The sequence below is a fragment of the Polaromonas sp. P3_C2 genome, assembly GCF_056402675.1.
Genome location: NZ_JBFUGX010000737.1, coordinates 1 through 1,858 on the forward strand (window position 1 = coordinate 1; position 1,858 = coordinate 1,858).

At 60.1% G+C, this 1,858-nt stretch carries 3 protein-coding genes; all 3 read left to right on the top strand.

Annotation, left to right across the window (positions count from 1 at the left end):
- Nucleotides 1–336: DUF3299 domain-containing protein (locus AC1DWI_RS21345; RefSeq protein WP_477725695.1), on the top strand; the 336-nt coding region annotated here is incomplete at its 5' end.
- A gap of 108 nt (nt 337–444) precedes the next feature.
- Nucleotides 445–1,407, top strand: a complete 963-nt coding sequence (locus AC1DWI_RS21350; protein WP_477668037.1) for an AEC family transporter — start codon at nt 445–447, stop codon at nt 1,405–1,407.
- Between the two features lie 21 nt (nt 1,408–1,428).
- Nucleotides 1,429–1,791 (top strand): DMT family protein, encoded by a 363-nt coding sequence (locus AC1DWI_RS21355; RefSeq protein ID WP_457279960.1) that lies wholly within the window; start codon nt 1,429–1,431, stop codon nt 1,789–1,791.
- Nucleotides 1,792–1,858: the final 67 nt, after the last annotated feature.

The window sequence follows — 1,858 nt, forward strand, 5'->3', positions numbered from 1 at the left end:
GTGCTGACGGCGGTGAAAACCAAAAACGAGAAAAACCGGATCCTGCCGGTCTTCACCCTCGACCAGATGGCGCTGAACCAGAAAACCCAGCGCATCCAGGGCTTCATGATGCCGCTGGACCCGGGTGAAAAGCAAAAGCATTTTTTGCTCTCGTCGGTGCCGCTGACCTGCGCCTTCTGCCTGCCCGGCGGGCCCGAGAGCATGGTCGAAGTCAAAACCAAAACGCCGGTGAAATACAGCATGGAGCCGGTGGTGGTGGAGGGGCGCTTCCTGGTCCTGAACGACGACTCTTACGGTCTTTACTACCGCATTACGGATGCAACCAGCGTCAGGTAAGAGCCGCGCACAAAACTGCCGTGGCTGACGCTTTTTAAGCGGAGCCGTCCCGCAAAATACGGAGACGGCACCGCGACGGCCTGGCAACCCGCACGCTAAGATTGCGCAATGAACCAGCTTGTCTTCGTGTCCCTGCTTCCCGTCGTGTTGTTGATTGCTACAGGTTTCATAGCTGGTCGCGCACAGTGGGTAAGGCCCGGAGCGATAAAAGACCTTTCAAACCTGGTCTTTCTGCTGCTCACGCCAGCGCTGCTGTTTCGCACCATGAGCAAGGTGCGTATTGAGCAGCTGGACTTCAAGCCCGTGCTGGCTTACTTTCTGGCCGTGGTCGTGTTGTTTGGTGGCACCCTGCTGCTGCAGGGCTTTAACCGCCGCGCCGCCGTACTGGCACTGGCCAACACCTTCTCCAACACCGTCATGATCGGCATCGCGCTGGTCGGGTTGATGTATGGCCCCGAAGGGTTGGTGACGCTGTTTACGCTGGTCTCGGTGCATTCGCTGGTGTTGCTGACCAGCGCCACGGTGGTGCTGGAACTGGCGGTGGCGCACGAACAGAAGCTGGGCACGGCCGATGAAGTCACCACCGCACCACGCCACCCGGTGGCCACGGTGTTGATGGCCGTGAAAAACGCGCTGCTGCACCCGGTGCCGCTGCCCATCATGGCGGGCCTGCTGTTTGCGCAGACCGGCCTCACGATTCCCGCGGTGGTCGACAAGCCACTGGAATTGCTGGCCAATGCCTTCGGTCCGCTGGCGCTGGTGCTGGTGGGCGTGACGCTGGCCAACACGCGTGTGGGGGAGCACTGGCGCCAGGCGCTGGCTTTGGCTGGCGTGAAAAACCTGCTGCATCCCTTGCTGGTGTTCGGCTTGTGCCGCCTGCTGGGTGTGGGTGGCGTGCCGATGGCGGTGATGGTGGTGGCATCGGCCCTTCCGATCGGTGCCAATGTGTTTTTGTTTTCCCAGCGCTACAAGGTCGCGGAAGACCTGATTACTGCCAGTGTGGTGGTGTCCACCGCACTGGCCCTGGTGACGCTGACCATTGTGCTGCTGCTGGTCGGGCGGTTTGTCTAAATTTCATTCACGGAGCCATTGATGCAGTTCCTACAGTCCCTCCCGGTATCGGCACAAACCATCGGTCTGCTCCTGCTGTCCAACGTGTTCATGACCTTTGCCTGGTACGGACACCTGAAAAACCTGGCCACCTCGCCCTGGTATATCGCAGCGCTGATCAGCTGGGGCATCGCACTGTTTGAATACCTGCTGCAGGTGCCCGGCAACCGCATCGGCTTTACCCAGTTCAGCGTCGGGCAACTCAAGATCATGCAGGAGGTGATCACGCTCAGCGTGTTCGTGCCTTTTGCGGTGTTTTACCTGAATGAGCCGTTGAAACTCGATTACCTGTGGGCCGCGCTGTGCATGGTGGGCGCGGTGTATTTCATCTTCCGTTCCGCCTGAGTACCCGGTATTTGTCCCCGCCCCTGATTGGCCCTTGTGGATGCGCCGAGGAGCGGAGGTCCAGACG